Genomic DNA, 22,517 nt, shown 5'->3' with positions numbered 1-22,517 from the left:
CTCCCCGCGTGACCCCGGCCCTGTGGGTGACCTGCCGTGCAGGTCACCCACAGGGCCGTCGAACGTCATGGACGCCTCCGGCGTCGCATGCCGCACCAGGTGTACCGCCCCGTGGGACTCCCGGCGCGCCGCACCGAGTCCGGGGAGACCGAGAACTGGACGGACGGCGCCGCCCGGCGACCGCCACGGTGAGAGCTCCGTGGGCGCGGAGCACTCGACCGGCAGTCGGCCCACTTCCGGTGTCACCCCGCGGGCGTCCTGCCCGACGGGATGCTCGTCTCCGCCTACGACGCCGACATCCGTATGCCCCCGAAGGCATGCGACCCGGTACCGCTACGAGGACCGGACGCTGAAGCTCGTCCCGGACGACCTGTCGAAGGCCTGGTCCGCACCGACGAGGGCGTCGAGGCGTGGGCCGCCGTGGCCGACGGCAGGGGCCTGCCGGGGAGCTCTGGCCGGCTTCCGCGGGCGGTGCGTGCTCACCGGCTGCGGTGCAGCGCGACCAGCAACTGCCACGCCTGGTCGGCGATCTCCTGCGGGGTGCCGTCGAGGAGGCCGTGCAGCCAGTCGGCGAGGACCCCCGCGAAGGTGGCCGCCACCGCGGAGGCCACCAGCGGGGCGTCCGCGGCCTCCGCGAGCTCGCGTTCGCGGAGGCTGTAGGCCCGTAGATCCCGGTGCAGGACCCGGCCCAGCGGTCCGCCGCCACCGGGCGCCAGCAGCGCCCGGTACAGGGCCGTGTGCGGGGCGAGGCCCGCGAAGAACTCCGGCAGCGCCGCCGGCGCCCGCACCGGGTCGGGGCGCCCGCGCCAGGCGTGCAGGGCCTCCACGGCCTCCCGTACGACATCGGCGCAGGCGTCGACGGCGAGGGACTCCAGGTCCGGGTAGTGCACATAGAACGTGGCCCGGCCGACCCCCGCCCGGCGGACCAGCGCGGCCACGCTGACCTCGTGCAGCGGATGCCGGGCGCACTCGTCGAGGAGGGCTTCCCGCAGCTTGGCCCGGGTACGGGAAGCCCGGGGGTCCTCCGGGGTCATCCGGCGACGAGGACGGCGGCCAGGGCGAGTGCGCCGGGGAGCGCCTGGGCGACGAGGATGCGGCGGTTGGCTGTGACGGCGCCGTACACGCCCGCGACGATCACGCAGGCGAGGAAGAAGATCTGGACGCGGTAGCCGGTCGGGTCACCGGCGATCAGGCCCCACACGAGTCCGGCCGCGAGGAAGCCGTTGTAGAGCCCCTGGTTGGCGGCCATCGGGGCGGTCCGCTGCGCCATCTCGGCGTCGAACCCGTGGAAGCCCATCCCCGGCTTCTTCTGCCACAGGAACATCTCCATCACCAGGATGTACACGTGCAGTGCCGCCACCGCCACCACCAGCACGTTCGCCAGGATCTCCATGGTCGCCAGACTCCGTAGTTCTCTCGATGCTTCCGAACTTCTTGGACAGCTGTCCACTATAGCTGGACGTCTGTCCAGGAAATGCGCGGGGTGCCGGGAGCCGCCACGGGTGGGCTGTCGGACCCCGCCGTCAGGTTCCCGTCCATGAATGGGTGGGCAAGAGGCGATCGCGCGGCGTGCCCGCGCCGCGGACGTGCCGGCGTTCGTCGTCTCCAGCTCCCGGCTGTTCGCCGAGGACGGCCAGGAGCGTGACCCGGGCCTGAACGTGGACTGGCCGCGCCTGCACGGCACCGAGACCTTCACGGCCGCGTTGCGGAACCCCGGCCGGCTGCTGCCGGCCGCGCTGTGGGACGGCGAGGTCGTCGGCCGTCTGGCGGGACCGATGTCCGGCCCCGCCGCCATGCGGCCTGTACGTCAGTCCCGGCCCCCCTTGTCCGAGGCCGGCCACACCCCGGTGGACCGCTCGATGGCCTTCGCGCCCGTGCGGTCCACCGCGCTGCGCACGACCGCGAAGATCGCGCCCTGGACGGCCGCCGCGAGCAGGATCTCGCCCCAGCCCCGGTCCCGGTCCAGCGCGTCGGGCGCGTCGTCCTCGTGGCGGATCGCCTTCCATGTCTTGCGGAACGCCAGCGAGGCCAGCGCGCCGCCCGCCCAGCCGAGGGCGAAGCCGAGCGGCTGGTAGGCGAGAGGGAGCTTGCTCTTCTTGGACATCTGGTCTTCCTCCTTCGCGTCGTGATGTGACCGGCTCAGGGACGGCCCCGCGGGGCTACGACCTCGTCGGCGGGCACCGGCCCCGGCGGCGTCCCGTCGCCGAACGGGCTGCCGCCGAGATCCTCGCGGCCGTGGGGCGCGAGCCAGCCGGCCAGATCGGGCCCCAGCGGCACCACGGCGGTCGGGTTGATGCCGGCGTGCACCTGGTAGTAGTGGCGCTTGATGTGGTCGAAGTCGACGGTGTCACCGAAGCCGGGGGTCTGGAAGAGGTCTCGGACGTAGGCCCACAGCACCGGGTCCTCGGCCAACTTCCAGCGGTTGCACTTGAAGTGACCGTGGTAGACGGGGTCGAAACGCACCAGCGTGGTGAAGAGCCGGATGTCCGCCTCGGTGATCGTGTCCCCGACGAGATAGCGCTGCCGCGCCAGCCGCTCCGACAGCGCCTCCAGCCGCCGGAACACTCCGGCGCAGGCCTCCTCGTACTCCTCCTGGCTCGTGGCGAAACCCGCCCGGTACACCCCGTTGTTGACGTTCTCGTAGACCTCCGCCATCACCGCGTCGATCTCGTCGCGCAGGTCCGCCGGATACAGGTCGGGCGCGCCCTCGCGGTGCAGGTCCGTCCACTCGGTGGCGAGGTCGAGGGTGAGCTGCTGGTAGTCGTTGGTGACCAGTCGGCCGCTCGGCACGTCGACGATCGCGGGGACGCTGACCCCGCCCGGGTAGTCGCTCTCCCGCGCGTCGTACGCCTCCTTCAGGAACCGGATGCCGAGCACGGGGTCGCGGCCGTCCGGGTCCAGCGTGAACCGCCAGCTGCGGTCGTCCTGGATCGGGTCGGCTACGGCCATCGGCAGGGCGTCCACAAGGCCCAGCAGCCGCCGCGAGACCACCGCCCGGCTCGCCCAGGGGCATGCCCGGCTGACGACCAGCCGGTAGCGGCCCGCCTCCACGGGCCACCCGTCCCGGCCGTCGGCGGTGATCCGGTCCGTGAAGTGGCTCTTGGACCGTTTGAACGCCTTCCGTCCGTACGCCTCATTGCCCTCGCCGACACTCATGCCACCCGTCCTCCCGGTCTGTCCGGATACCTGTGCCCTGGGCGGGTTCCCCGATTTCCGCGCCACCCACGGTGTGAGCGTGACCGGTCGGGGCAGTCGGCGAACGTGACCGGGACATCAGCAGACATGGAGACGATGGACGACCGGGGCGAGGCGGTTGTCGAAGGGCCGAAGCCGCAGCCGCACGAGGAGGGCAAGACACGGGAGGACCGCAGGACCCGGGTCACCGTGCTGGTCGCCCTGGGCGCGAACCTGGTGATCGCCGTGGCCAAGACCATCGGCGGACTCCTCGCCGGATCGCCGGCCCTCCTCTCGGAGGCCGCACACTCGGTGGCCGACAGCATGAACGAGGTGTTCCTCCTCGCCGCGCTGCGCCGCAGCCGCCGCCCCGCCGACAGCCGGCACCCCTTCGGCTACGGCAAGGAGCGCTTCTTCTGGTCCCTGCTCGCCGCCGTCGGTATCTTCGTGATGGGCGGCTGCTTCTCCTTCTTCCAGGCGATCCACGCCCTGACAAGCGGTTCGGAGGAGTCCTACGACGGCTATGCGGCCGGCATCGCCGTCCTCGGCGTCGCCCTTCTCTCCGAGGGCACCTCCCTGCTGCGCGCCCTGCACCAGGTGCGCAATCAGGGCGGCGCCGACGGACTGAGGGACCCGGCACTGCGTACGGTCGTCGCCGAGGACGGCACGGCGGTGCTCGGTGTGACCCTCGCGATCGCCGGGATGGTCCTGCACATGCTGACCGGCCAGGTGATCTGGGAGGCGTCCGCCTCGTTCGCGATCGGGGCGCTGCTCGTGTACGTCGCCTACTGGCTCGGCCGGGACGCCCGCGAACAGCTCATCGGGGTCGCCGCCGACCCCGAACCCAGCCGCCAGATCCGCGCCCTGCTGGCGGCACAGCCCGAGATCGACAGCGTCGAGGCCCTGCTCACCATGCAACTCGGCCTGGACTCCACCCTGGTGGCCGCCCGCGTCGACCTCGTCCCCGGCCTCGACAGCGAGGAGGTCGAGGAGGTCGCCGTCCGCATCAAGCGCTCCATCTCCCGTGCCGTCCCGGAGGCCGACCAGATCTTCCTCGACGTGACGGAGAAGGCGGCGCGGGAAGGGTGAGGGCGGCCGGGGGAGCGGACAGTGAGAAGCCCCGCCGCGACGGGGGGCGCGGCGGGGCCTGAGACTCGGGTGCCCGGTGCGCGGTGGACCATGCGCGAAGCGTCGGGGTTTTCTCCTCACGCCGCACGGCGCCTTGCGCGCACGAGAGACCGGCGTCCCCCTACCCGTTCGCCGGCTCCAGCACGAAGACCGGAATCACCCGGTCGGTCTGCTTCTGGTAGTCGGCGTACGGCGGATACGCGGCGACCGCCCGCTCCCACCACTCGGCCTTCTCGTCCCCGGTGACCTCACGGGCGGTCAACTCCTGCCGCGTCGGCCCGTCCTGGAGCTCGACGTGCGGGTCGGACTTGAGATTGTGGTACCAGACCGGGTGCTTGGGCGCCCCGCCCTGTGAGGCCACGACCGCGTACCGTCCGTCGTGCTCCACGCGCATCAGCGGAGTCTTGCGGATCTTCCCGCTCTTCGCGCCGCGCGTGGTGAGAATGACGACCGGCAGGCCCGTTTCCCGCAACGTCGTTCCCTTGGTGCCGCCCGAGCTCTCGTACAACTCGACCTGCTCGCGCACCCACTGGGTGGGGCTGGGTGCGTACTCGCCCTCAAGAGGCATGGCAACCCTCCTTTGCTGTCGCGTACAGACGCCGTCCCGCCTACAACACCGGCCTCTGGCGAATCCATCCTCATCGGACCGTACCCCGTGGGCGACTTCGGCCGGCTCCTGCCACGCGCGCCGCTCACGAGGGCCTCAGCATCCGAGCCGCCAGCACCGAGATCACGGCACTCGACAGGAGTGCCGTCGCCAGCCGCCCCCGGTGCCCGGTCAGTGCCCGGCCGAGCAGTGCGCCGCCTCCGGCGAGCAGCAGTTGCCAGCTCGCGGAGGCGAGGAACGCGGCGAGCACGAACACCACCTGTTCCCACGGGTTCACGGCTGCGGTGGCACGGCTGCCGAGGACCAGCGCGGCGAAGTAGACGACCGTGGTGGGGTTCAGAAGGGTGATGCCCAGCAGGGCGACGTAGGCGTGTGCCGGGCCCACCGGGTCCGGCCGCGGTCGGGTGGTGAGCCGTCGTGCGCGGTACCGGCGCAGCGCCGTGACCGCGCCGCGTACGGCCAGCGCGAGGAGCACCAGGGCCGACGCCCAGCGCAGGGGCGCCAGCGCCGGCCGCAGGGCGGCTGCGAGGGCCGTCCCGCCGAGGGCGGCGACGAGGGCGTAGAGCCCGTCGGCGGTGGCGACGCCGAGTGCGGCGCAGACTCCGGTCCGCAGGGACGTACGGGCGGTGAGGGAGACGAGGTAGGTCGCGACCGCTCCGACGGGGATGGCGATGCCGTAGCCGGCGAGGAGCCCCGCGACGAGCGCGGCCGTCACGACCGGGGCGGCGTCGGTCCCCACGGTCGGCCGGGCTGCTGTCGGTCCCGCACCGGCACGGCGGCGAGGGTCAGCGGAGGGAAGGCGTCGAGAGTGCGCATGGGCAGATCGTGGAGGCCGGTGCCGTGCCGCGGCAATCGAATTACCGCCGGCGGGGCCGTCGGACGCGTGTCACTCCGACGACCCTTGACCAGGGCCGCGGGCCTGCCTATGTTGTTTGAACTCAAACGGTATGAGGTGGTGGTCGTCGCCATGGACGGACGGCAGTGCGCGCGGCCGGGGGCTCAGGCCTTCGGGCGACGGCCGCTGCGGCGGGGTGCGGGCTCGGCACCGTTCAGCAGGGTGCGGCGGCGTTCCTCGCCGTGCTCCTCGACCTGGAGCACGACACCGCGCAGCCCCTCCGCGAGGCTCCGGCATTCCGCGTCGCTGAGCCGGCCGGTGACGAAGGCCTCCTCCTCGTTGAACGCCGGGAACACCCGCCGCATCAGCTCCTCGCCCTTGTCGGTGAGGGCGAGGAGGACCAGCCGGCCGTCCGTCGGGTGGCCCGCCCGCCGCACCAGTCCGCGCGACTCCAGCGTGCGCGCCACACCGGTGAGGGTGCCCTTGGAGATGCCCGCCTCCTCCGCCACGTGCCGGGTCTCGGACTCACCCCACACCCACACCACCCACAGCACCACGAAGGCCGTCCAGGTGAGGTCGGAACCGCGCAGCACGGAGTTCTCCAGATGCTGCCGCACCGCCGAGGCGGCCCGGTAGATGTTCGCCACCGCCGCCATCTGGTCACGGCGGACCGGGAAGTCCCCCAGTTTCGCCGCGGCGAGTTTCTCGGCGTCGGTGATGGATCGCTGGCCGGGCACGGGCGCTCCTTCGATAGCACGGCCGGACCCGACGGCCGTGTGCGGCCCCCCGGTTCCCGGCTCGTCGTTCGTGCGGACATTCGGTCGATCGGTCATTCGGGATCAAATTGTACGGAGGAAAGGGAATCCACCATGAGCACCACCCCCCGCATGCTGCTTGTCCTCAGTGAGAACTGGACGCTCACGGGCGGCCGGGCGGACCTGCCCACCGCCGTACGGTGGGCCCGCGAGGCCGAGGACGCCGGGTTCGACTCCGTCATGGTGAGCGAACACATCGTGCTCGGCCCCGACTCCGCCGCCGACGGCATCATGGGCAACCCCCGCGACTACGCCCTCCCCGGCAATCAGGACCCGCACACCCCGTGGCCCAACTCCCTGCTCCTGCTCGCCGCCATCGCCTCCGTCACCGAGCGCCTGCGGCTGGCCGCCGCGGCCGTGCTCGCCCCGCTGCGCCACCCCCTGCTGATGGCCCGGGAACTCGGCACCCTCGACCTGCTCAGCGAGGGACGGCTGCTGGTGCAGCCCACGGTCAGCTGGAGCAAGGACGAGTACGACGCGCTCGGCGTGCCCTTCGGCAGCAGGGGCCGGCTGCTCGACGAGCACCTGGAGGTCTGGGCGAAGGCCTGGGGGCCGTCCCCCATCTCCCATGACGGCGAGCACTACCCGTTCCGGGACGTCTACTTCGAGCCCAAGGCGTACCGCCCCGAGGGGCCGCGGCTGTGGTTCGGCGGGCAGCGCCTGCGCGGTCCCGTGCTGCGCCGCCTCGTCCGGTACGGCCACGGCTTCCACCCCCTGGGCCGGCCGACGCCGCAGGATCTGAAGGCGCTCCACGAGGCGATGGCCGCCGCCGGCCGGGACGCCGCCGACCTGGAGATGATCGGCGGCACCCAGGCGGTCTTCCCCGACGACCACTCCCCGGCGGACCTCGGCGCGGCCCTCGCGTCCGTACCGGAGCAGTTGGAGCAGGGCTTCACGACCTTCTGCGTCAAGCCGAACCAGTTCATCGACGACCCCGACGAGGTGGGCGCCTTCTGCAAGGAGGTCATGCGACGGGTGACGACGCTGACCGGCTGACGACCGGCGGCCGACACGATAAGGCCGGCGCCGCGAGAGCGGCGCCGGCCTTATCGTGTCGGCCGGACTCAGCGTTCGAAGACGATCCCGCCGTCGAACACCGTCATGTCCACCTGCACCTGAGGGATGTCACGCGGGTCGGCGTCCAGCAGCGGCCGGTCCAGGACGCACAGGTCGGCCACCTTCCCCACCTCCACGGACCCCTTCCAGCCCTCGGCGAAGTCCTGCCGCGCCGGGTTGATCGTGTACGCCCGCAGCGCCTCGGCCAGTTCCACGCACTGCTCAGGGCCGCTGACCCGGCCGCTGGCCTTCGACTCGCGCAGCAGCATCCCGGCGACGCCCCGCCGCCAGTCGGGCTCCGTGATCGGCGCGTCCGAGCTGGCGCACACCGCGACCCCCGCCTCGAAGGCCGAGCGGACGGGCCACTCGTACGCCGACCGCTCCGGGCCCACGATCTCCTCCATGAGGTCGGAGATCGTCCACTTGATGGCGGGGTTCATGTTGACGCCGTAGCCGTGCGCCGCCAGCCGGGTGAGGCTGTCCGCACCGATGAAGTCGCCGTGGATGACGTAGTGCCGGGCGTCCGGGCGTGGCGCTGCCTCCTGCGCGGCCAGGAACGCGTCCACGACGGTGTCGATGGCCCGGTCACCGGTCACATGGACGCCCAACTGGTAGCCGGCCTCGTGGGCGACGCGGATCATGTCGAACAGTTCGTCGACCTGAAGCTCGGGCGTGGGCCCGTGCACGCACAGCGAGCCGTGACCGCCGTCGACATAGGGCTCGTTCATCCAGGCCGTACGGTTCGGCGGTACCCCGTCGGCGAAGATCTTCACGCCGTTCGCTTTCAGGAGGCGGGGGTCCGCTGACCCGGGGCGGTGGAGCTCGGCGAGCCCCTTGCGGACGTCGTCGGCGGAGCCGCCCATCGGCGCGGGCAGCAGCAGGACGCTGACCCGGGCGCGCAGAGCGCCGGTCGCGGCCAGGTCGGCGTAGGCGGTCCAGTTGTCGGTGCTCAGCCCGCCGAACAGGGTCTCGGAGCCGCCGGGGCCGAGGCCCGGCTCGGTGTAGCTGGTGATGCCCCGCGAGTGGAGTTCGGCGACGACGTTTTGGATCGCCTGGCGGCGCTGGGCGACGGTGGGGGAGGGCAGGGCGGCCTGGAGGAGCACCCCGGCGGCCTCGCGCAGGATGCCGGTGGGCAGGCCGTCGGTATCCCGGTCGATGACACCGCCGTCGGGCGCCTTGGTGCCGGCGCCGATCCCGCAGCGGCGCAGTGCCTCGCTGTTGGCCCACACCATGTGCTGCGAGAAGTCGGTCAGGCAGACGGGATGGTCGGGCGCCACCGCGTCCAGGTCCGTGCGGTGCGGGAAGCGGCCAGGATCGGCGAGGCACTCGGCGAGATAGCCGGGGTCCCAGCCCAGGCCGACGATCCACTCGCCGGGCGCGGTGGTCCGCGCCGCCGCGCGCACCGTCGCGGTGATGTCGGCGATCGAACCGACCGCCGGATGCCCGACGTCGAGGGCGAACGGCGGCTTGGCGAGCCCGTACGCGGCGCCGTGCAGATGCGAGTCGTTGATGCCCGGCAGCACGGTCCGCCCCGCCAGCTCGACGATCCTCGTCGTCGGCCCGGCCAGCGCGCGCATCTCGGCGTCCGTGCCGACCGCGACGATCTCCCGGCCGCGCACGGCCACACCTTCGGCGACGGTGAAACCGGCGTCGACGGTGATGACCTGACCGCCGGTCAGGACGAGGGTGGGGGAAGTGTCGCTCACGAGGACCTCTCTGGGGTGTCGGAGGAGGGAGGGAGGGGGCGGATCGCAGGTCACCGGTTCGGGCGTGGGCCGAAGTACGCGAGCGCGGCGCCCGCCACCAGGGCCACGCCCTGGGCCATCTGCTGCCAGAACGTCGGCACGCTCAGCAGTGTCAGCCCGTTCTGCAGGCAACCCAGGAACAGCACGCCGAGCAGGACACCGAGAACCGAACCGGAGCCGCCGCTCAGCGCGACGCCGCCCAGCAGCACCGCCGTGAGCACCGTCAGCTCGAAGCCCGCGCCGGAGGTGCCCGCGACCACGCTGTCCAGCACGGACGCCTTGATCGCCCCGGCCAGCGCGGCGGCGGCGCCCGTGACCAGGAACAGGGCGAACGGCGTACGGCGGACGTCGATGCCGGAGAGGTACGCGGCCTCCCGGTTGACCCCGATCGCGAACACATGCCGCCCGGTCGGGGTGTACGCCAGGAACAGCGCCCCGGCGACGAGCACGGCGGCGGCGATGACCACGGGCGCCGCGATTCCGGCGATCCGCGCCCCGCCCAGCCACGCGAAACCGTCGCCGAATCCGCTCAGCGGCAACGGGAAGAGCTGCTGCGCCAGCCCGCGTACGGCCGCCAGCATGCCCAGCGTCACGATGAACGGCGACAGCCCCAGGTAGCAGCACAGCACCCCGTTCACGGCACCGACCGCCGCGCCGACCGCCAGCGCCCCGAGGACGGCGACCACGGGCGACAGGCTCTGCTCACCCGCGAGCCAGCCCGCAGTCAGCGCCCCGAGCGCCAGCGTCGAGCCCACCGACAGATCCAGGTAGCCGCTGATGACCAGCAGGGCCAGCGGTACGGCGACGATCGCGAGGGCGGCGGCGTCGGTGGCGATCCCCCGCAGATTGCCCGGGTCGAGGAAGCTGCCCGTGGACAACTGGAACACCAGCACCAGCAGGGCGAGAACGACGATCAGAGGCTGGCGCCGCACCGTCGCCAGCCCGTGTGCGCCGAGCGCGCGCGGGCCGGGAACGACACGTCCGGCGGCGGTCGCGGTGGTCATGCTGCTCCTTCGTGGGATGGGGTGGGTCCGGCCGTCGGCCCCGCGTCGTGCACTGCCGCGAGCAGGGACTCTTCCGTGAGGTCGGCGCCGGAGAGTTCGGCGACGATCCGGCCCCGGTCGACGATCAGACAGCGGTGGGCGAGGACGGCCGCCTCCTCCGGGTCGCTGGAGGCGAACAGGACGGCCGTGCCGCGCTGGTCGGCGAGCGTGCCGACGACGTCGTAGATCTCCTGGCGGGCGCCGACGTCGACGCCCTGGGTCGGCTCGTCCAGCAGGAGGACGTCGACCGCACGGGCCTCGTTGATCCACCGGCCGAGCAGCAGCTTCTGCTGGTTGCCGCCGGAGAAGGCCGCCGCCGGGAGCCCCGGTCGCGCGGGCCGCAGCCCGACCGCCCCGGCGAGCGAGCCGAACACCCTCCGCTCCGCGCCGAGCGCCCGCACCCCGCGCCGGGCAAGCGTCCGCACCGACGGCAGCAGCACGTTGTCCTGCGCGCTCAGCCCCGCGAACAGCCCCTGCGTCCGCCGGTCCGCCGGCACGAGCGCGACCCCTGCCGCCAGCGCGTCGGCGGGCCGGGCCGGCGAGACGACACGCTGCCCGACCCGGACCGTGCCACCGGACGCACGGCGCCTGCCGAACAAGGTCTCCAGCACCCGCGTACGCCCGGACCCGATGAGCCCGTACAGCCCCACGATCTCGCCCTCGCCGACGGTCAGGTCGACCGGTCCGAAGCCGGGGCCGTGCAGGCCGTGGACGGTGAGGCGCGCGGTGAGGGGTGTGCCGGGCGGGGAGAGGGCCACGGCTCCGTCGGGTGCGGTGGCGGTTTCCCGGGGGCGGTCGGCCGCTCCCGGGGAAGGGGGGCTCTCGCGGTCGGGGAACCCGGCGGTGCCGTGTCCCTCGTGGCCGGGCGCGTCGTGATCGGCGCCGCCCGCGGCCCCGGCGACCGTGTCCGCCCCGCCGCGGGCGGCGTCCGACGCGCCACCGGCACCGGTGGCGGGCGCCGTCCCGCCCGCCGAGCCGCGCGCCGCGGCCGGCCCACTCCCCGCGGAACCCGTCGGCGCGGCTCCCCGGCCACCCGTGATCGCCTCCACCAGTTCCCGGCGGTTGTGGCCTCCCGCCGCCGCGTGATGGGCGACCCGGCCGTCCCGTAGGACGGTCACCGCGTCCGCCAGGCGTTCGACCTCGGCCAGGAGATGGGTGACGTAGACGATGGCGAGGCCCTGGGCGCGGAGGTCCTCCACACGGGCGGCCAGGGCCTCGCTCTCGGTGCCCGACAACGCCGCCGTGGGCTCGTCCAGGACCAGGACCGAGGCGCTGCGGCTGAGGGCCTTGGCGATCTCGACCAACTGCTTCTGTCCCATGGGCAGTTCACCCACCCGGTCGCGGGGGGAGCAACTCGCGGCGACGCGGTCGAGGAGTTCGGCGGCCACCTTCTCCTGGGCCCGGCGGTCGATCCGGCCGTACCGGGTCCACTCCTGGCCGAGGAAGATGTTCTCCGCCACGGTCAGGGAGTCCACGACGCTCAGCGTCTGGAAGATGATCGCCACCCCGGCCGCGATGGACTCGCGCGGGCTGAGCCGGGTGTACGGCACACCGCCCACCTCGATCGTCCCGGCGTCCGGCGGGTACGCGCCGCCGAGGCACTTGATGAGTGTGGACTTGCCGGCCCCGTTGTGCCCGAGGAGGGCGTGGACCTGCCCCGCCGGCACGGTGAGGTCCACCTCGTCCAGGGCGCGGACACCGCCGAAGGACTTGCTCAGCGAGGTGATGCGCAGATTCGGCGGGTTCACCGGCGTGGTGGCCCCGGCCGCGCCGGTTGCTTCCGGCGTCCGCGTGGTGTCGCTCATGTCGGCCATCGCGGGGCCCTAGCCGTTCTGGGCGAGCAGCGTGTCGATCTCCGCCGTGTCACCGCGCTGGACCAGCTTGACCGGTACCTGGGCGCTCGGGTCGGCCTTCCCGGCGGCGACCGCGAGCGGCACACCGACGATCGCGTCGGCGATGTCCTGCGGGGCGAGCGCGGAGGACGCGCGGTAGAACGTGCCCTGCTTGATGGCGAGCAGGGAGGGGGTCGCGCCGTCCTGGCCGCCGACGAACGTCTTGCGGTCGCCCTTCTTCCGTCCGGCCTGCTGCAGCGCCTTGAACCCGCCGTACGCCGCCGCGTCCGTGATCCCGAGCACGATGTTGAGATCGGGGTGCTTGGCGAGGATCGCGTTGGACTTCGACAGCCCCGTGTCGGGGTCGATGGCCTGCTCCTGCGCCACCACGTCGACGCCTGGCGCGAGCTCGGTGAACGCGTCGACCATGCCCTTCGTGCGCTCCCGGCCCAGCTCGATGGTGTTGTCTACCAGGAACGCCACCTTTCCCTTCCCGCCCAGCTCGTCGTTGGCCCACTTCGCCGCCGCCTCGCCGAGGAGTTTGCCGCTCTCACGGAAGCTGAACTGGATGTCGGCGCTCTGGTTCTCCAGCGTCCCGCCGTACGTCACCCAGATCAGGCCGGCGTCCAGCGCCGCCCCGGCGATCGACTCTGCGGCCTCGAAGACCATCGGGAACGACACGATGGCGGGCATCTTCTGCGCGACCCAGGTACGGAGATTGCTGGCCTGGGTGTCGGCGTTGCTTCCGTCGCTCGTCGTCAGCAGCTTGGCGTCGTGCTTCTTCGCGGCGGCCGTGGAGAGCTTCACCAGCGTGGCGTAGAGCGGGAGCTGGGTGAAGGGATAGTCCAGGCCGATCCTGGTGAGTTCGGTCGCGGAGGGGGAGGCGCCGGCCTGCGCCGCGCCGGAGCCGCTCTCCGGGGCGCTACAGCCCGCGGTGGCCAGTCCGGTCGTGGCGAGGGCTCCGGCGGACCAGGCGAGGAACTGCCTGCGCGAGGCCGGGGCGACGGAAAGGTGGCGTCTGGTCATGGCGGGGATCTCCAAGCGACGTGGGCCCGGAAGCGGCGGGCATCCGGCTGTGCCGAACAGAAAAGACCCCCAGGCCCCGGCCCACCATCCGTACAATTACCGAGCGCGGGGGGCGGGGGAGGAGCGGTGGCCGTACGGCGTGCGTACGGCCGTGGCCGCACGGCGGGGTGGACGGGTGTCCGCTTCACAGATCGGTGCGTGCCTTGCCCACCCGTCGCCGCCCGCATATCGTTAGGGTCCAAAAGACCTGTCCGGTCTCGGGGCGGCCCCGGGAGGCTCGCATGCTCACCCACCACCAGATCGCTGCCGCCACCCGTATCGGCATGCTCACCCGCGAGCGCGACACCGCCTCCGCCTGCGCCGAGGCCCTCCACGAACTCGGCCGCGCCCTGCCCCTCGACGGTGCCACCCTCCTGGAGATCGACCCGATCACCGGCACCCATGTGCAGATCGCGGGCCTCGGCTACGACGCCGCCGTCTCCGAGGCGCTGGCCGCCGAGTTCGTCTCGACCCCCTGGTACGCCAACGTCCTGCGCAGCGAGATCCCGCCCTCCATCTGCGAGGACGTCGAAGACCCGGGGGAGCGCTACCGCGACGGCTGGTTCTACGCCGAGCGGATACGTCCGGCGGGTGTACGCGACGCGGTGACGGGAGCCCTGCGCCACCACGGCCGCCTCGTCGGCCTGATCACCCTCTCCACCGCGACCCCGAACGCCTACGACACCGCCACCCGCCATCTCCTCGCCTCTCTCCTGCCGGCCCTGGGCGTCCTCGCCGACCCCGCCGCACACGCGGGCGACCTCCACGACCTCCCGGCGGAGGGCGGAGCGAGCCTGGTCGTCGCCGACGAGACCGTCGAACTCCCCGGCCGGGAGCCCGCCGCGGTCCTTCGGGACACCGAGTTCCGCCTCCTGGCGCGCGCCTTCGCCGACTCCCACGGCGCACGGCTGCGTCTCCTCTGGCCCGTCGGGCACGACTGGTACCGCGTCACCCTCCGTCGCCACACCCTCGGCACGGCCGTCGTACGCCGCGCGGTCCTCGTGCACGAGGCACCCGCCCCGCTGCCGTACGGACTCAGCCCGCGCGAACTGGAGGTGCTCACCCGGGCGGCCACCGGCCAGACCAACCAGGCCATCGCCCAGGCGCTGTTCCTGTCCCCGCGCACGGTGCACACCCACGTTGAGCACCTGCTGCGCAAGACCGGCGCCGCCTCCCGGGCCGAGGCCACGGCCCTCGCCGTACGCGACGGACTGCTCCGGCCGACCGCAGCGGACGTCGAGCGCTTCGTCGAGAGAACGCCCGACGGCTGAGCCGGTCTCGGTAGGGTGCAGATCCAATGAGGGTTCTGGCGATCAAGCTGCTGGTATGAGCGTGTCGCGGTATCGGGCCTGGTGGTTGCGCGTGAACTCCTGTGTCTCGTGCCAGGCCCAGTAGGTGTCGAAGTCGCCGTTGCTGCGCAGGGCACGGAGTTTCAGGACGGCTTCGGCGCCGGGGAGGCCCCAGCGGGCTCCGGTGATGTCGAGGCGGTCTTTGACCAGGTGGCGGCACGCCCCCTCGATGATCCCGGTGGCGATCGGGAAGCCTTCGCTCAGCGCGGTGTCGTAGCGCAGGCAGGCGGCCTTGTTCTTCAGGTAGCCGACGGCGTCGTCGATGCCCTTGCGCGAGCCGGGCCTGAGCCCGGCATCGTCGGCGGCGGCGCTGATCGTGGCCGCGGCCTGCTCGGAGCCTCCGGCCAGGATGGTCCGGGCGTGTCCGGCGACCCAGGTCTCGGCTGCGAGGTCGCCGGCCGGGTGCAGGCAGTGCGCGGCGCCCCACAGGTATGCGAGCACGTGGATGATGTCGATGACGATGTGCACGGTGACGTTCCGGCGTCCGGCCTCGGCTCGGATGAGGTCGAGCTGATGCCGGGCGCCGTCGACCAGCACGACCCAGGTCCGGCGGTGCTCGGGGTCGCGGGCTTCGGCCTGGTCGAACACCGCGGTGATGACCTGCTCGGCGGTGTCGTTCACCGAGCCGCACAGCCACTTGGACCTGGCTTTCGGGCCCGGGCGACGCTCCTTCACGGGGTCGGCGGGGTCGGTGATGATGTCGTCGATGCCGCGGACGGCGGGCTCGGCGTCGTAGACGGTGCCCAGGGTGGCCATCCGTTTGCGGCCGTTCTTCTCGCCGGGCGCGAGCCTGGTCGCCATCTTGTTGCCGTTTTTGGCTGCGGCGGCTTTCGCGGTGGCTTCGCGCAGCGCCTCGGGCCTTATCACCACGCCCTTGCCGTCGGTGGACAGCACCAGCAGCGTGGCGTCGGTGCACGGCTCGGGCACCAGGGCCTGGTAGAACGCGTCGATGTCGGCCGCGGCGGCCACGGCGAGTTCCTGGACCTGCCGGTGGCCGATGCCGGCGCCGGTCAGCACGTTGACGCGGTCGACCGCCTCGGCGAAGGAGCCGCGGGCGGACTCGGTCGCGGCGAGCCGGGCCAGCCCCAGGCTGTGCATCCCGGCAGGCATGTTCAGTGCGGCGTCGGACAGGTGCAGATCGGCCGAGCCGGTGGCTCGGTAGGCGATCCGGGTCGTTGTGACCTTCCCGAACACCGTGGCCAGGATCCGCCTCCGGCCCCGCTCGATCCGGGTGCGCTCGACACCGGCCGCATCGACCACCGGATCGGCCCGCTGCTCGCGCACCGCGCGCAGATCCAGATGGTCCTGGAACAGCTGCCGGGTCACCTCGCGCATCCGCGCCGCGAGCAGGTCCTCCAGCCCTGAATGCGTCAACGCGGCGGCGTCCGGCGACGTCAGATCCGTGGCGACCTGCTCGAACAGGCCGCGGGAGGCGGCGAACGCGAGCTCGGCCACCGCCAGAGGGCCGGTCTCCGGGACGGCGCTCACCAGCCCAACTCCCGTCCGTCCACCCTGAACAGCCCCGGCGCGATCTCGGCGAGGATCCCGCGTTCCACCAGGCGCTTCAGCTTCGAGCGCATGCCCTCCACGTGACGGGCCTCGCTCTGAAGCCCCAGCTCCACGCACACCTCCTTGCACCGCCACGCCGACCCCGACGTCGCGAACAGCGCGGTGATCCGCTGGTAGTCCGGCGACATCACCGTCACATCGCCCGCGGCCTCGGCGGCCAGCAGTGCCGCGGCAACGTCGACCGGCCCGGACACTGCCGGCACGGAGGCATCACACGCGGCTACCGGACCGTCGGCCAGCACCTGCTCCACCGTCTCCCGCGTGATCTGCAGCCGGGACAGTTCGCCTTCCGCCTGGGACAACGCTTCGGAAAGCTCCGTGATCTGCTTGCGCAACCCCGCGATTCTGGCCCGGCATTCACTCTCTCTGGCATCCAACGCGGCCATCAACGACGGCACCACACCACCCCGCCTCACCCGGTGCCCGCACCCACGGCCAGCTCACCTCGCCGACGGTAGAGACCGCCCCACACCGGCACATCCCGAACCCCTGCGAATCACCCCAACGAGGCACCCCCACAAGATCTGCACCCGCCCAGGAATGAAAAGGGTGCGGTCCTGCGCCGGGAACGGCTCTACCACTCGCACGTCAAGGAGTGGCGGGCCGCCCGGGATGCCGGGGCCCTGAAAAGCCTGGTCGACCGCCGGACCAGCCCGGCCCGTGCGAAGAAGTCCGCCGCGGAGGTGGAGAACGAGAAGCTGCGCCAGCAGGTGGAGCGGCTGCAGAAGGACTTGGCCCGGAACAAGGCCGCACTCGAGGTGATGGGAAAAGCTTCCGCGCTCTTGGAAATGATCTCCGAGAGCGCGGACTGAAGCACACGGCCGATCCCGTCGTGGACACCGCGTTCACCGGCGTCGAAGTCCAGGTGGGCATCACGGCCGCGTTCCGGCTGACCGGCCGGTCCAGGGCCACCCACTACCGCGGGCTGAAGCCCCCGGCGCCCCGCAGACCCCGCTCCCAGGCCCAGGTGCAGCCCTCGGCTCTGACCGGTGAAGAACGCGCAGCGGTACTGGAGTTGATGAACAGCGCCGAGTACGCGGAGCTGCCGCCCGCGCAGATCTGGGCCCGTGAGCTGGACGCGGGCCGCTATCACTGCTCCATCTCCACGATGTACCGGATCCTGCGCGAGAAGGGCCAGGCCGGCGAGCGCCGCCGTCAGGCCACCCACCCGGCCAAGACCGTGCCCGAGCTGGTCGCCACCGCCCCCTCGCAGGTCTTCACCTGGGACATCACCAAGGTGGCCGGACCGGCCAGGGGCATCTGGTACCACGCCTACGTCGTCATCGACATCTTCAGCCGCTACATCGTCGGTCACACCGTGGAGCGCGCCGAATCAGCCGAGCGGGCCGAGGAGTTGATCCGCGAGACCATCGAACTGGGCGGCATCGTGCCCGAGGCGGTCCACGCCGACCGGGGCACCTCCATGACGTCCAAGAAGGTCTCGCAGCTGCTGATCGACCTCGGTGTCACCCGAAGCCACTCGCGGCCGAAGGTCTCCAACGACAACCCCTACAGCGAGGCCCAGTTCAAGACCACCAAGTACATGTCCGACTACCCCGAACGGTTCGACTCCCTGGCGCACGCACGCGAATGGTTCGAGGCGTTCACGTCGTACTACAACCATGAGCACCGGCACTCGGGCATCGGCTGGCACACGCCGGCCAGCGTCCACTTCGGCACCGCCGAGGAGGTCCGCGACCAAAGAGCCGTCACCCTGGCCGCGGCCTACACCCGCCACCCCGCACGCTTCGGCCGCCGCCCCACCCCACCCGAGATACCTCAGAAGGCGTGGACCAACGATCCCGCCAAGCGCAGGGAACCCGCACCACAGAGCTCATAGCATCGCAACGTCTCACTGGACTTGAAATCTTCCGCCCGGGTCCGCCGTAAGGTACGGAAACCGCGGATCCGACGGGTGTGTCCAGTAGACGGCTGATCCAGTTTTTGTAGGGGTCAGTTGGCGGCCGGGGTGAGCCGGCCTTCGAAGGCGATCTGGAAGGCGTTCAGGGGCGCCTTCCAGCGCATGGTCCATCGCTTGCGGCCCTTGCCGGTCGGGTCCAGGCTCATCAGCGCCATGTAGACGCACTTCATGGCCGCGGCCTCGTTGGGAAAGTGGCCGCGGGCGCGAACGGCCTTGCGGATGCGGGCGTTGACGGACTCGATCGCATTCGTCGAGCAGATGACCTTGCGGATCTCGACGTCGAAGGAGAGGAAGGGCACGAACTCGGCCCAGGCGTTCTCCCAGAGCCGGATGACCGCCGGGTACTTCTTGCCCCAGGCTTCCTGGAACTCGCTGAACCGCTCGGTCGCGGCGTTCTCGTTCGGTGCCGTGTAGACGGGCTTCAACGCCTTGGCGATCTTGTCCCAGTCCTGGCGGGCCGCGTGCCGGGAGGAGTTCCGCAGCAGGTGAACGACGCAGGTCTGCACAATCGTTCGAGGCCAGACGGCCTCCACCGCCTCGGGCAGGCCCTTCAGTCCGTCGCAGACCAGCATCAGGACATCGTCGACGCCCCTGTTCTTCAGGTCCGTGAACACGCTCAGCCAGTACTTCGCGCCCTCGCCCCCGTCGCCTGCCCAGATCCCCAGGATGTCGCGGTGGCCCTCGGCGGTCACGGCCATGACGACGTAGATCGGACGGTTCGCCACCTGCCCGTCCCGGATCCGGGTTCTGTCGACGATCTTGTGATCCGGACGGTTCAGACTCACCGTGCGAGTAGGACGCGTTTGCGTAGGAGATCGAGGCTGGCCCTGCCGAACATCTGGCGTTTCAGCATCTTCAGCCGGTTGATGTTGCCTTCGACGGTGCCGGAACTGTGTGGCAGGGACAGTCCGTTGCGGACGGCGTCGAAGTCGCGGCGGAGGTTGCGGGCGAAGCCCGCGAGCGGGGTCAGCGTGTCTTGCTCAGCGTTGGTGATCCAGTCTTCGAGGCGGTCGCCGTGGCGTCCGGTCATCATCGCGGCGAACTTCCTGACGTGGAGGGTGAGCCGGTCGAGCTCGGGATCCCGTTTGCGTAGGCGGTGGAGCTTGTCGGCGTCCTCGTCCCGCAGGTGCTCGGGGTGGGTCATGATCCAGGAGGTGACCTCGCGGACCGATGGCGGCTTGGGGCCGGGGACGGGTGCATGTCCGCGCCCGGTTCGGTAGCGCCGCAGATGACGCTGGACGGCCAACTCGCCACCTGGATAGCCCAGTTGTTGGATCTCGCGGTAGAGCTGGGCGGCGTTTCTGACACCTTCGTTCCAGCGCCGGTGCAGGTGGCCGACGTACGGATCGACGATATGCGCCCGTTGCAGGCTCTTGGCGACGACTTCGTCCGCGGAGCGGGCGTTGACCAGCTTGCGGACGGTGGCTTGGTGCAGCCCGAGTTTCCGGCCGATCGCCGCCTTGGACATGCCCTTCTCCCACAGTTCGTGGGCGGCGGCATGCTGCTCACGCAATCGAGTCACGATCTTCAGCTCCGTCGATGGCTGGACCTTCTCGGGCTCCGCCTCCAGGGCATCGGAGTTACCGTCAGTTGCGGGAACTGGTTCGGTCAGGCGGGAACGATGGGCGTTCACCGACTTCTCGACCGCCTGTCCGAGGTTGGCCCACAGGTGATAGCGATCAGCGACCTGCTCGGCCTGCGGTGCCCCGGCCCGTGCACCTTCCGCGTATCCGCCGGAACGGTCACGGCAGATGACCTTCACCTCAGGGTGACCGCGGAGCCAGGCAGCCAGGTCCTCTCCCTCACGTCCGTCGTAGAGGTGCAGTGGACGGTGGGTGGCCATGTCGATGAGCACAGTGCCGTAGTGGCGGCCTTTACGGAAGGCGAAGTCGTCGACACCGAGTACCTCCACCTGGCCGATCTCCGGGTCGGGCAGGGCTCTGACCAGCCGCAGCAGCGTGTCCTTGCCCACGGTGATACCGGCCGCGGCCGCGAGTCGGACTCCTGCCCTGCCGGCCAGCGCCAGCCCGACCCGCGTTAACACCCCACGCAGCAGCGGGCTATAGCGACTGTGCGGGGTGGTCAGCCCCGCGATCTGTTCGGCGAACGTCACCGCTGTGCAGTCAGGGTTCTCGCAGCGGAATCGGCGCACGCACAACTCGATCACCACGCCGAGCCCGCCAACGGCGACATCGCGCAACCTCCGTACGTACCGACCGTGCACCCGAGACGACCTCTGGCCGCACCGGCAGGCCCCAGTCGTGGCCCGCACCCGCGTCCTCAACACCACCTTTTCCGGCCGTCGTTCGACCTCCTCGATCAGCAGCGCGGACAGGTGCGGAAACAGCTCCAAGAGCACATCACGAGAGCACGCGATGCATGATCGCGAACAGTCGGCACGACCCGTTCAACCGTCCGGATCACAAGATCGTCGACAGAACCCGGATCTTCACGTTGATCGCATCGACGAACAACACCGGATAGACGCGGTCCAGGGGGCGGTTGGACCATTCCGCCATCCCGTCCATCACCTTGTCGGTGATCGTGGAGATGGTCGCCTTGGACACGCTCGCGCCGTAGACCTCGGCCAGATGTGCGGAGATTTCCCCGTGCGTCAGGCCCTTCGCGGACAGCGACAGCACCATTTCGTCCACCCCGGACAGGCGCCGCTGCCGCTTCTTGACGATGGCCGGCTCGAACGTCCCGGCCACGTCCCGGGGGACCTTGACCTCGACCGGGCCGACATCGGTCAGCACCGTCTTCGCCCGGGTCCCGTTGCGGCTGTTGCCGCTGCCCCGGCCCTCGGCGTCGTGCTTCTCGTATCCGAGGTGATCGGTGATCTCGCCCTCCAGGGCGGACTCCACCACCCGCTTGGTCAGCTGCTGGAGCAGCCCGCCCTCCCCCGTCAGCTGCAGGCCCTCCGACCGGGCCCGATCCACGAGCATCGCAACCAACTGCTCGTCACTCACCGCCGCGGGCTCGCCGCCCGGTATCTGCTCGATGGCCGTGTCGCTCATCTGGCGTCTCCTTGATCATCGGATCCGCCGATCATTGAACACTCCCACTTCCCGGGAGGACGAGCCGTCGTACGGATATCACCACTGCCCCGCTGGGCTCCGTCTGCTTCTTCAGCGAACAGAACGGCAACGGCGACATCTGCAGTTGGAAAGGGGACGACACGGACTGGCTCGCGGGGAAGGAGACCTGCGCCTGGACCCGGGACCGCCCGGTGAAGTCGGTCTTCGTCAACGTCCCCGACGACGGCCGGGCGCCGGGCGGCGTGGAGTACTTCCGGGGCCGCGACTTCACCCCCACGGGCATCGACCGCACCCGGCACAGCCGGCGGACCGGCTGCACCGCGGTCCGCCAACAGGGCAACCTGGCGGGCACGTACGCCCCGCTGTCCCACTGTTGGATCGATCACTGCTGAGGCGGTCCTCACCGCGTCCGCGATGCACGCCGCTCTCCCCAATGGAACGCGTTCCCTTTTCCTGAGAAGGGAACCACCCCTACCTTTAGGGCTCGTTAGTACAACAAGGGGGACAAATGATGTACAGCATCATCGTGGTGCCGCCCGAGTACGGCGGGCCCGGGGAACAGATCCGCCTCGCGCCCGGGGAGCAGCTCGACTTCGGCCGGAGCACGGGGGCGCCAGGCCCTCACCTCACCATCGCGCACGAAGGGGTGTCCCGGGCCGCCGGCCGGATATCCGCACACGACACCTTCTGGATACTGAGCAACCTCAGCCGCTCCCAGACCTATGTCGTGGAGAACCCGGAGGGTGCGGGCGAGCACATCAAGGTCGCACCGGGCCGCCTCAACGCCCCGGTACCCTTCGAGTTCGCCCGGGTCGTACTGCCCGCCGGCGGCGAGCTGCTCAGCTTCGAAGTGTGGGCGCCACGCCACGACTACCTCGACACCCGGGCGACGGACCAGGAGTCCCCCGGCGGCGCCAGCACCGCCCCGGCGTTCGCCCTGGACCGCTCCAAGCGCTACTTCGCGGTGCTGACCGCGCTGTGCGAGCCCCGTCTGCGCGGTGCGCCGCACGCGCAGCTGCCCACCGTCGAGCAGCTGGCCGAGCGGCTGCGACCGATCTGGCCCACCACCAACCGCGCCGCCGTGCAGTGGAACATCGACTACCTGGCGGTGAAGCTGCGCCTCAAGCCCGCCCCGGACACGGCGGAGTCCGGTCCCCGGTTCAACGGCAAGAAGGAGTCGCTCGTCTCGCTCGCGCTCCGCTTCGACCTTGTCCGGGAGGACGATCTCGTCCTGCTCACCCGCCCCCGCGAGGCGGTGCGGTGAACCCGTTCCGTACGAGCCCGGGACATCCGTACTCCGTGCACGTCCCCAAGGGCTATCGCGTCGGCGGCTGGGAGGT

General features: G+C 71.2%; 21 protein-coding genes and 2 pseudogenes. 7 read left to right on the top strand and 16 right to left on the bottom strand.

The annotated features are described in order from the left end of the window. Positions 1–479: 479 nt before the first annotated feature. The 4 genes from WBG99_RS01780 to WBG99_RS01765 all read right to left on the bottom strand — a co-directional run bounded on the left by WBG99_RS01780 (position 480) and on the right by WBG99_RS01765 (position 3,156). Positions 480–1,034 carry a TetR/AcrR family transcriptional regulator gene (locus tag WBG99_RS01780; protein WP_338894575.1) on the bottom strand — a complete coding sequence of 185 codons (555 nt, stop codon included), beginning with the start codon at positions 1,032–1,034 and terminating at the stop codon, positions 480–482. Continuing rightward, the gene (locus WBG99_RS01775) at positions 1,031–1,393 is read right to left on the bottom strand and encodes a DUF1304 domain-containing protein (RefSeq protein ID WP_338894574.1); all 363 of its coding nucleotides are present in this window, start codon (positions 1,391–1,393) and stop codon (positions 1,031–1,033) included. The genes WBG99_RS01780 and WBG99_RS01775 overlap by 4 nt, the downstream gene beginning before the upstream one ends. A 414-nt stretch (positions 1,394–1,807) precedes the next feature. Further along, positions 1,808–2,104, bottom strand: a complete 297-nt coding sequence (locus WBG99_RS01770) for a DUF4235 domain-containing protein (protein WP_338894573.1) — start codon at positions 2,102–2,104, stop codon at positions 1,808–1,810. 35 nt (positions 2,105–2,139) lie between these two features. Continuing rightward, on the bottom strand, positions 2,140–3,156 hold the full coding sequence (locus WBG99_RS01765; protein WP_338894572.1) for a glutathione S-transferase C-terminal domain-containing protein: 1,017 nt from the start codon (positions 3,154–3,156) through the stop codon (positions 2,140–2,142). A gap of 126 nt (positions 3,157–3,282) precedes the next feature. On the opposite strand from WBG99_RS01765, the gene WBG99_RS01760 reads away from it, so the two are divergent. Then, positions 3,283–4,263 (top strand): cation diffusion facilitator family transporter, encoded by a 981-nt coding sequence (locus tag WBG99_RS01760; protein ID WP_338894571.1) that lies wholly within the window; start codon positions 3,283–3,285, stop codon positions 4,261–4,263. Positions 4,264–4,423: 160 nt separating this feature from the next. On the opposite strand, the gene WBG99_RS01755 is transcribed toward WBG99_RS01760, so the two are convergent. The 3 genes from WBG99_RS01755 to WBG99_RS01745 form a co-directional block, all read right to left on the bottom strand. Next, entirely contained in the window at positions 4,424–4,870 is a 447-nt protein-coding gene (locus tag WBG99_RS01755) for a nitroreductase family deazaflavin-dependent oxidoreductase (RefSeq protein WP_338894570.1), read from the bottom strand. A 124-nt stretch (positions 4,871–4,994) separates the two neighbouring features. After that, positions 4,995–5,648 (bottom strand): LysE family transporter, encoded by a 654-nt coding sequence (locus tag WBG99_RS01750; protein WP_338894569.1) that lies wholly within the window; start codon positions 5,646–5,648, stop codon positions 4,995–4,997. A gap of 260 nt (positions 5,649–5,908) precedes the next feature. Next, a complete protein-coding gene (locus WBG99_RS01745; RefSeq protein ID WP_338894568.1) occupies positions 5,909–6,481 on the bottom strand; it encodes a MarR family transcriptional regulator in 573 nt (190 codons plus the stop codon). Positions 6,482–6,613: 132 nt separating this feature from the next. Here WBG99_RS01745 and WBG99_RS01740 point away from each other — a divergent pair, with 132 nt between their 5' ends. Continuing rightward, entirely contained in the window at positions 6,614–7,555 is a 942-nt protein-coding gene (locus tag WBG99_RS01740) for a TIGR03619 family F420-dependent LLM class oxidoreductase (protein ID WP_338894567.1), read from the top strand. Between the two features lie 68 nt (positions 7,556–7,623). Here the strand turns inward: WBG99_RS01740 and WBG99_RS01735 are convergent, their stop codons facing one another. From WBG99_RS01735 to WBG99_RS01720, 4 genes are read right to left on the bottom strand one after another with little or no spacing between them, the layout of a single operon-like run. Then, positions 7,624–9,321 carry an amidohydrolase gene (locus WBG99_RS01735; protein ID WP_338894566.1) on the bottom strand — a complete coding sequence of 566 codons (1,698 nt, stop codon included), beginning with the start codon at positions 9,319–9,321 and terminating at the stop codon, positions 7,624–7,626. Positions 9,322–9,371: 50 nt separating this feature from the next. Then, positions 9,372–10,364, bottom strand: coding sequence for an ABC transporter permease (locus WBG99_RS01730; protein ID WP_338894565.1), 993 nt, complete (start codon positions 10,362–10,364; stop codon positions 9,372–9,374). After that, positions 10,361–12,208 carry an ATP-binding cassette domain-containing protein gene (locus WBG99_RS01725; protein WP_338894564.1) on the bottom strand — a complete coding sequence of 616 codons (1,848 nt, stop codon included), beginning with the start codon at positions 12,206–12,208 and terminating at the stop codon, positions 10,361–10,363. Before WBG99_RS01725 ends, WBG99_RS01730 begins: the two co-directional genes overlap by 4 nt. Positions 12,209–12,226: 18 nt before the next feature. Then, a complete protein-coding gene (locus WBG99_RS01720) occupies positions 12,227–13,261 on the bottom strand; it encodes a sugar ABC transporter substrate-binding protein (RefSeq protein ID WP_338894563.1) in 1,035 nt (344 codons plus the stop codon). Positions 13,262–13,542: 281 nt separating this feature from the next. Between WBG99_RS01720 and WBG99_RS01715 the strand changes: the two genes are divergently transcribed. Further along, positions 13,543–14,571 (top strand): LuxR C-terminal-related transcriptional regulator, encoded by a 1,029-nt coding sequence (locus tag WBG99_RS01715; protein WP_338894562.1) that lies wholly within the window; start codon positions 13,543–13,545, stop codon positions 14,569–14,571. Between the two features lie 42 nt (positions 14,572–14,613). Here the strand turns inward: WBG99_RS01715 and WBG99_RS01710 are convergent, their stop codons facing one another. Continuing rightward, the gene (locus WBG99_RS01710) at positions 14,614–16,110 is read right to left on the bottom strand and encodes an ISKra4 family transposase (RefSeq protein ID WP_338900180.1); all 1,497 of its coding nucleotides are present in this window, start codon (positions 16,108–16,110) and stop codon (positions 14,614–14,616) included. 23 nt (positions 16,111–16,133) lie between these two features. Further along, positions 16,134–16,616: a hypothetical protein gene (locus WBG99_RS01705; protein WP_338894561.1), complete on the bottom strand. Its 483-nt coding sequence runs from the start codon at positions 16,614–16,616 to the stop codon at positions 16,134–16,136. A 285-nt stretch (positions 16,617–16,901) separates the two neighbouring features. Here WBG99_RS01705 and WBG99_RS01700 point away from each other — a divergent pair, with 285 nt between their 5' ends. Beyond that, positions 16,902–17,030, top strand: coding sequence for a hypothetical protein (locus WBG99_RS01700; protein ID WP_268270499.1), 129 nt, complete (start codon positions 16,902–16,904; stop codon positions 17,028–17,030). Positions 17,031–17,050: 20 nt separating this feature from the next. After that, positions 17,051–18,058, top strand: a complete 1,008-nt coding sequence (locus WBG99_RS01695; RefSeq protein ID WP_338894560.1) for an IS3 family transposase — start codon at positions 17,051–17,053, stop codon at positions 18,056–18,058. Positions 18,059–18,171: 113 nt separating this feature from the next. On the opposite strand, the pseudogene WBG99_RS01690 reads toward WBG99_RS01695, so the two are convergent. The 3 genes and pseudogenes from WBG99_RS01690 to WBG99_RS01680 form a co-directional block, all read right to left on the bottom strand. Continuing rightward, positions 18,172–18,882: pseudogene (locus WBG99_RS01690) on the bottom strand (IS256 family transposase); the annotation flags it as partial. A gap of 38 nt (positions 18,883–18,920) precedes the next feature. Continuing rightward, complete coding sequence (locus WBG99_RS01685) at positions 18,921–20,411, bottom strand: ISL3 family transposase (protein ID WP_338900179.1); 1,491 nt, start codon at positions 20,409–20,411, stop codon at positions 18,921–18,923. Positions 20,412–20,580: 169 nt separating this feature from the next. Then, a pseudogene (locus tag WBG99_RS01680) lies at positions 20,581–21,084 on the bottom strand (transposase); the annotation flags it as partial. A gap of 149 nt (positions 21,085–21,233) precedes the next feature. On the opposite strand from WBG99_RS01680, the gene WBG99_RS01675 reads away from it, so the two are divergent. Together WBG99_RS01675 and WBG99_RS01670 are read left to right on the top strand one after the other, a co-directional pair. Beyond that, on the top strand, positions 21,234–21,569 hold the full coding sequence (locus WBG99_RS01675) for a peptidase inhibitor family I36 protein (RefSeq protein ID WP_338900178.1): 336 nt from the start codon (positions 21,234–21,236) through the stop codon (positions 21,567–21,569). Positions 21,570–21,688: 119 nt separating this feature from the next. Further along, positions 21,689–22,441: an FHA domain-containing protein gene (locus WBG99_RS01670; RefSeq protein ID WP_338900177.1), complete on the top strand. Its 753-nt coding sequence runs from the start codon at positions 21,689–21,691 to the stop codon at positions 22,439–22,441. Positions 22,442–22,517: the final 76 nt, after the last annotated feature.

This window comes from Streptomyces sp. TG1A-60 (assembly GCF_037201975.1).
Taxonomy (GTDB): domain Bacteria; phylum Actinomycetota; class Actinomycetes; order Streptomycetales; family Streptomycetaceae; genus Streptomyces.
This window is presented reverse-complemented; position numbering and strand designations above follow the sequence as displayed.

Excerpts from the sequence above, each read along its gene's own strand:
- WBG99_RS01780 (WP_338894575.1), bottom strand. The coding sequence starts at position 1,034 with ATGACCCCGGAGGACCCCCGGGCTTCCCGTACCCGGGCCAAGCTGCGG.
- WBG99_RS01775 (WP_338894574.1), bottom strand. The coding sequence starts at position 1,393 with ATGGAGATCCTGGCGAACGTGCTGGTGGTGGCGGTGGCGGCACTGCAC.
- WBG99_RS01770 (WP_338894573.1), bottom strand. The coding sequence starts at position 2,104 with ATGTCCAAGAAGAGCAAGCTCCCTCTCGCCTACCAGCCGCTCGGCTTC.
- WBG99_RS01765 (WP_338894572.1), bottom strand. The coding sequence starts at position 3,156 with ATGAGTGTCGGCGAGGGCAATGAGGCGTACGGACGGAAGGCGTTCAAA.
- WBG99_RS01760 (WP_338894571.1), top strand. The coding sequence starts at position 3,283 with ATGGAGACGATGGACGACCGGGGCGAGGCGGTTGTCGAAGGGCCGAAG.
- WBG99_RS01755 (WP_338894570.1), bottom strand. The coding sequence starts at position 4,870 with ATGCCTCTTGAGGGCGAGTACGCACCCAGCCCCACCCAGTGGGTGCGC.
- WBG99_RS01740 (WP_338894567.1), top strand. The coding sequence starts at position 6,614 with ATGAGCACCACCCCCCGCATGCTGCTTGTCCTCAGTGAGAACTGGACG.
- WBG99_RS01730 (WP_338894565.1), bottom strand. The coding sequence starts at position 10,364 with ATGACCACCGCGACCGCCGCCGGACGTGTCGTTCCCGGCCCGCGCGCG.
- WBG99_RS01725 (WP_338894564.1), bottom strand. The coding sequence starts at position 12,208 with ATGAGCGACACCACGCGGACGCCGGAAGCAACCGGCGCGGCCGGGGCC.
- WBG99_RS01720 (WP_338894563.1), bottom strand. The coding sequence starts at position 13,261 with ATGACCAGACGCCACCTTTCCGTCGCCCCGGCCTCGCGCAGGCAGTTC.
- WBG99_RS01715 (WP_338894562.1), top strand. The coding sequence starts at position 13,543 with ATGCTCACCCACCACCAGATCGCTGCCGCCACCCGTATCGGCATGCTC.
- WBG99_RS01670 (WP_338900177.1), top strand. The coding sequence starts at position 21,689 with ATGTACAGCATCATCGTGGTGCCGCCCGAGTACGGCGGGCCCGGGGAA.